General features: G+C 45.9%; 6 protein-coding genes. All 6 read left to right on the top strand.

The window, feature by feature from the left end:
* Nucleotides 1-456 precede the first annotated feature (456 nt).
* Nucleotides 457-1,620, top strand: coding sequence for a class I SAM-dependent rRNA methyltransferase (locus tag RWS24_RS10295; protein ID WP_314367249.1), 1,164 nt, complete (start codon nucleotides 457-459; stop codon nucleotides 1,618-1,620).
* Nucleotides 1,617-2,294 carry a type I 3-dehydroquinate dehydratase gene (aroD, locus tag RWS24_RS10290; RefSeq protein ID WP_002906180.1) on the top strand — a complete coding sequence of 226 codons (678 nt, stop codon included), beginning with the start codon at nucleotides 1,617-1,619 and terminating at the stop codon, nucleotides 2,292-2,294. Before RWS24_RS10295 ends, aroD begins: the two co-directional genes overlap by 4 nt.
* On the top strand, nucleotides 2,284-3,138 hold the full coding sequence (locus RWS24_RS10285) for a shikimate dehydrogenase (RefSeq protein ID WP_314367244.1): 855 nt from the start codon (nucleotides 2,284-2,286) through the stop codon (nucleotides 3,136-3,138). Before aroD ends, RWS24_RS10285 begins: the two co-directional genes overlap by 11 nt.
* 10 nt (nucleotides 3,139-3,148) lie before the next feature.
* On the top strand, nucleotides 3,149-4,216 hold the full coding sequence (gene aroB / locus RWS24_RS10280) for a 3-dehydroquinate synthase (protein ID WP_314367241.1): 1,068 nt from the start codon (nucleotides 3,149-3,151) through the stop codon (nucleotides 4,214-4,216).
* Nucleotides 4,217-4,306: 90 nt separating this feature from the next.
* Nucleotides 4,307-5,473, top strand: a complete 1,167-nt coding sequence (gene aroC / locus RWS24_RS10275; RefSeq protein WP_314367238.1) for a chorismate synthase — start codon at nucleotides 4,307-4,309, stop codon at nucleotides 5,471-5,473.
* A gap of 15 nt (nucleotides 5,474-5,488) precedes the next feature.
* Nucleotides 5,489-6,285: prephenate dehydrogenase (locus RWS24_RS10270; RefSeq protein ID WP_314367236.1), on the top strand; the 797-nt coding region annotated here is incomplete at its 3' end.

Here is a 6,285-nt window from a genome sequence, read left to right as displayed (position 1 = left end):
TTCCCAGTAAGTTTGTGATAAAATTGAACTGTTCCATAAGAGTCTTTCTAATGATAGTTTCATCGCTTTTCATTATAGGTCTTATGGGACTTTTTTTCTACAACAAAAGAGGCTCCATCATTCCTACAGTGGTTTTACCCACTACAGAAATTATAGAGCCAAGAAATCTTGAAGATAATTCTAAGAGGTATTTTTGTGGTAATATACCTCTCTGCCTTCCTTGTCTTATTTCCTAAAAATTTTCTCCTCTAAGTATAACATAATTTCTCCAGTTAAGGAAAATTTGAGCCGCATTTGAGATATTTTAAATCGGCGAAATTGTAATATTTCTATAAAAGCCTTATCCCCTCTATGGAGAGGTTTATAGTCGTTTTGCACTCGTTTGTGAAATCTTTTATTAACTCAAATGTAAAATATGTTTTGAGAATTTTCACAATCTTTGGTATAATATAATTTATGAATAAACTTACTGTTACTCAAGAGGCAGAAGAAAAACTGAGAAAGGGCATTCTTTTATTAGATAAAAAGGATTTTGGCGCTCTTTCTCTTCAGAATCAATGTGTGGAGCTGCAAAACCGTCAGGGAAAGTTCTTAGGCACAGCTTATCTCTCTCCTCAGAATAAGGGAGTTGGCTGGCTGATTTCCCAGAAGAGGGTAGAGCTGAACTCAGATTTTTTTCAAGACCTCTTTGAGCAGGCTAAGAGCAGACGTTCTACTTATTTCCATTCGGCTGACACGACAGCCTTTCGACTCTTTAATCAAGAGGGGGATGGCTTCGGTGGCTTTACAGTGGATTTCTACAATGATTTTGCGCTTTTTTCTTGGTACAATGACTTTGTCTTTGCTATCAAGGAGCGGATTCTAACAGCCTTCGTTAAGGTTTTTCCAGAGATTCAGGGGGCTTTTGAAAAGATTCGTTTCAAGGGTTTGAACTACGAATCGGCTCATCTCTATGGAGAGGAAGCATCGGAAACCTTCACAGTCTTGGAGAACGGTGTTCGCTATCAGGTTTTTCTGAATGACGGTCTCATGACCGGTATCTTTCTGGATCAGCACGATGTGCGTGCTAGTCTGGTAGATGGTCTGGCTGCTGGTAAAAGTTTACTCAATATGTTTTCCTATACAGCTGCTTTTTCAGTAGCAGCAGCCATGGGCGGTGCCAGTCAGACAGTATCAGTTGATTTGGCCAAGCGAAGCCGTGAGCTGTCTGAAGCTCATTTTATGGCCAATGGTCTGACACTGGATCAGCATCGCTTTCAGGTGATGGATGTCTTTGATTATTTTAAATACGCTAAGCGTCACGATCTAAGCTTTGATGTCATTGTGATAGATCCGCCTAGCTTTGCCAGAAATAAAAAGCGAACATTCTCAGTTGCTAAAGATTATCATCGTTTGGTTGCACAAGCTTTGGAAATCCTGAATCCTCAGGGAATCATGATTTTAAGTACCAATGCAGCCAATCTTTCCAAAAGTAAGTTTAAACAAGAAATTGAAAAAGGCCTTGCCGGCAGAAAGCACCGCTATCTTGCGGAGTATGGCTTGCCAGCAGACTTTGTCTATAATAAAAAAGACGGGAGCAGTAATTACCTCAAGGTATTTACAATAAAGGTGGACCAATGAAATTAGTCGTTTCTGTAATGCCCAAGAGTTTAGAAGAAGCTCAAGAAATTGATGTATCACGCTATGAAGATGCGGATATTATTGAATGGCGGGCAGATTTTCTGGCCAAGGATGACATTTTAAATGTTGCGCCAGCTATTTTTGAAAAATTTGCCGGACGTGAGTTGATTTTCACGCTACGGACCCGTCAGGAAGGCGGAGAAATCGAACTATCCGATGATGAATACGTAGCTCTCATCAAGGAAGTGGCTGGTTTTTACCAGCCGGATTATATCGACTTTGAATACTTCTCTCACAAGGGGAAATTTGAAGAAATGCTAGAGTTTCCTAATCTGGTGCTGAGCTACCATAACTTCGAGGAGACGCCTGAAAATATGATGGAAATCCTGTCTGAGCTGACTTCTCTGACCCCTAAGGTTGTCAAGGTTTCTGTCATGGCTCATAATGAGCAGGATGTGCTGGACTTGATGAACTATACTCGCGGTTTCAAGACTTTGAATCCTGAGCAGGATTTTGTCACCATTTCCATGGGAAAAGTCGGCAAAATTTCACGCATTGCGGCTGACTTGACAGGTTCCAGCTGGTCTTTTGCCAGTCAGGATATGGCGTCAGCACCCGGTCAGATTTCTCTGAGCAATATGAAGAAAATCCAGGAGATTTTGAATGAGAATTAATGGCCACACCCGCATGGCTGCTGTGGTTGCCAAGCCAATTAAGCACAGTATTTCTCCTCTTATTCACAATATGGCTTTTGAAAAGACTGGTGTCAATGGTGTCTATCTAGCTTGGGAAGTAGAAGCGAAGGATCTGCAGGCCAGTATAGAAAATATCCGCAGATACGATATGTTTGGTGTCAATCTTTCCATGCCCTATAAGCAGGAAGTGATACCTTATCTGGACGAGCTGGATGTCAGTGCCCGCCTTATCGGAGCAGTCAATACCGTTGTGAATAAAAATGGAATTTTAGTTGGTTATAACACAGATGGCAAGGGATTTTTTAAGAGCTTGCCTTCTTTTGCTATTTGGGGCAAAAAAATGACGATTTTGGGAGCAGGTGGAGCAGCGACAGCGATTATTGCCCAAGCAGCTTTGGACAATGCAGAGGAAATTTTTGTTTTCACTCGACAGGCTTCCTATGAGAAGATTGTCAGCAAAATGGCAGCTATCAGCCATCAAACCAAGAGTCGTATCCAGGTACTAACTTTGGAAGATGGGGATAGCTTGCAGGATAAAATAGACCAATCCGACCTTTTGGTAAATGGGACTAGTCTAGGCATGGATGGCATCAGCATGCCCCTGCCTGAACAGCTTGAACTGCCCAGCCAGATTTTAGTTGCAGATGTTATCTACCAACCTTTCGAAACGCCCTTTCTCAAATGGGCCAGAAATCAAAATGTCACAGCGGTCAATGGACTTGGTATGCTGCTCTATCAGGGAGCAGAAGCCTTTGAGCTTTGGACCGGCAAGCCTATGCCCAGTCAGGAAATTTGGCAATGTTTAGAAGAATTGTATAAATAAGGAGGCGCTTATGAAACTGAATGTGAATCTCCCGCATCATCCCTATGATATTCTCATCGAAAAGGGGTCTTTATCTCAGGCTGGAAGTTGGCTGAGTCAGCTTTGGGAGCCTCAGAAGGTAGTTATCGTCACGGATAATCGAGTGGCTCGACTCTATGCTGAAAAGGTCAAGCTGAGCTTGGAAGCGGCTGGATTTGAGGCCTTTGTCTTTGACTTTTTGGAGGGTGAAGCCAGCAAGAACTTAAAGACGGTCAACAAAGTCTATGAGTTTTTGGTCAAGGTTGGTCTGACCCGCAGCGATGGTATCGTGGCCTTGGGTGGCGGAGTTGTCGGCGATTTGGCAGGTTTTGCCGCTTCAACCTACATGCGGGGTGTGCATTTTGTGCAGATTCCAACCAGTCTGACAGCCCAAGTGGACTCCTCTATCGGTGGTAAGACTGGTGTCAATACACCCTGGGCCAAGAATATGGTCGGAACTTTTACCCAGCCTGACGGAGTTCTGATTGACCCTGAAGTCTTGCATACCTTGGGTCAGCGAGAATTGATCGAAGGAATGGGCGAGGTGGTCAAGTACGGTTTGATTGAGGACAAGGAACTCTGGAATGAGCTTTCGGAAATGGATGGCAGTCCAGAGTCAATTTTGGAGCATGCCGAAAGCATCATTTACCATTCCTGTGATGTCAAGCGTAAGATTGTGGTCGAGGACGAGCTGGATAATGGTGTTCGCCTTTACCTGAATTTCGGCCATACTATTGGGCACGCTATTGAAGCGACAGCGGGCTATGGAAAAGTCATGCACGGTGAAGCCGTGGCGATTGGCATGGTACAGGTTTCCCGCGTCGCTGAAAAGAAAGGCCTCATGCCAGCCGGAATTACAGAAGACATCGTCCGTATGTGTCAGAAGTTTGGCTTGCCGGTGGATTACCAGCCATGGAATGAGAATGCTCTTTATCAGGCCCTGACTCATGATAAGAAGGCTCGAGGGAACTTTATCAAGCTAGTACTGGTGCCCGAGCTAGGGTCGGCTAGTATTCACCAGATTCCGCTGGAAGAGATGAAAGAATTTCTGAAGAAATAAGTGCCAGATGGAGTTTAAGACGATTGGACAGTTTGGATAAAAATAGACAAGATGTCCAATTCTTTCCATCCCAGAAATAGGAGAAAATGTATGAGATATTTAACAGCAGGTGAATCGCACGGACCACGTCTGACAGCTATTATTGAGGGAGTGCCGGCTGGTCTTCCTTTGACCGCTGACTATATCAATGCCGAGCTCAAGCGCCGTCAGGGTGGGTACGGCCGCGGTGCCCGTATGAAGATTGAAAGCGACCAAGTCGAGATTACGTCTGGGGTTCGTCATGGCTTGACCATGGGAGGTCCGATTACCCTCAATGTCACAAATCTGGATCATCAAAAGTGGCTGGAGATTATGAGCGCGGCGGATGTGGATGAAAAGAAAAAAGGGCTGCGCAAGATTACCAAACCACGCCCTGGCCATGCGGACTTAGTCGGTGGTATGAAATACCGCTTTGACGATTTGCGGAATTCTCTTGAGCGCTCTTCTGCGCGTGAAACGACTATGCGTGTAGCAGTCGGAGCGGTAGCCAAGCGCTTGCTGGAAGAAATCGGTGTAGAGGTAGCCAGCCATATCGTGACCTTTGGTGGCATTGATATTGATGTGCCGAATAATCTGACTGTAGGAGAAATCAAGGAAAGAGCTGCCCAGTCAGAGGTTTCCATTGTCAATCCCGATCGCGAAGAAGAAATCAAGGCCTACATTGATCAGATTAAGAAAGACGGGGATACCATCGGTGGTGTCATTGAGACTATCGTTGGCGGTGTGCCGGTTGGTCTGGGCTCCTATGTCCAATGGGACAAGAAGCTGGATGCCAAGATTGCTCAGGGAGTCGTGTCCATCAATGCTTTTAAGGGAGTTGAGTTTGGCGTGGGCTTTGAAGCCGGTCGTCTCAAGGGCAGTCAAGTCATGGATGAAATCCTTTGGTCTGAGGAGGATGGTTTCACTCGCAGAACTAATAATCTAGGCGGCTTTGAGGGCGGTATGACCAATGGTCAGCCAATCGTGGTGCGAGGTGTTATGAAGCCCATTCCAACCCTTTACAAGCCACTGATGAGTGTGGATATTGAGACCCACGAGCCTTATAAGGCGACAGTGGAACGGAGCGATCCTACGGCTCTACCAGCGGCGGGTGTTGTCATGGAAAGCGTGGTGGCAACAGTTTTAGCCACCGAAGTTCTGGAGAAGTTCTCTTCGGACAATCTGGAAGAACTGAAAGACGCAGTAGCCCGCCATCGGGAATTTGTCAAGAACTTTTAGAAGAGAGGAGTGGGCATGGAGAGAAAAACAGTCTATATCGCAGGTCTGGGACTGATTGGAGCTTCTTTGGCTCTGGGCATCAGGCGAGCTCATCCTGAGATTGAAATTCTTGGCTATAACAGAAGTGAAGAATCGCGCAGAGTTGCCTTGGAACGTGGAATGGTAGACCGGGTAACAGATGATTTTGCCGCCTTTGCTCCACTGGCTGATGTGATTATTCTGGCTGTGCCCATCAAGCAGACCATAGCATTTATCAAGGAGCTAGCAGATCTGGAACTGAAGGAAAATGTTATCATCTCAGATGCTGGATCGACCAAGGCTGAGATTGTGGCAGCTGCAGAAAAGTATCTGCAGAATAAGCCCGTCCGCTTTGTCGGAGCTCACCCGATGGCCGGAAGTCACAAGACCGGAGCCAAGGCTGCCCATGTCACTCTCTTTGAAAATGCCTATTATATCTTCACGCCCTCTAGCCTGACCAATCCTGGTACTCTTGAGGAAATGAAAGACTTGCTAAGTGGTCTTCATGCCCGCTTTATCCAGGTGGACGCAGCCGAGCACGACCGAGTGACCAGTCAAATTAGTCATTTTCCGCATATCCTAGCCTCCAGCCTCATGGAGCAAGCGGCAGCTTATAGCCAAGAGCATGAGCTGACCCATTCTTTTGCAGCTGGTGGTTTTCGAGATATGACACGGATTGCGGAGAGTGAGCCAGGTATGTGGACCTCTATCCTCTTGACAAATCCCGAAGCCATTTTGGAGCGGCTGGAAGATTTTAAAGACCAGTTAGACAAGGTTGCCGCAGCGATTGAGGC

The sequence above is a fragment of the uncultured Streptococcus sp. genome (assembly GCF_963528215.1).
Taxonomy (GTDB): Bacteria; Bacillota; Bacilli; order Lactobacillales; family Streptococcaceae; genus Streptococcus.
The sequence above is the reverse complement of the archived record's forward strand: the minus strand, read 5'-3'. Positions and strand labels throughout refer to the sequence as shown.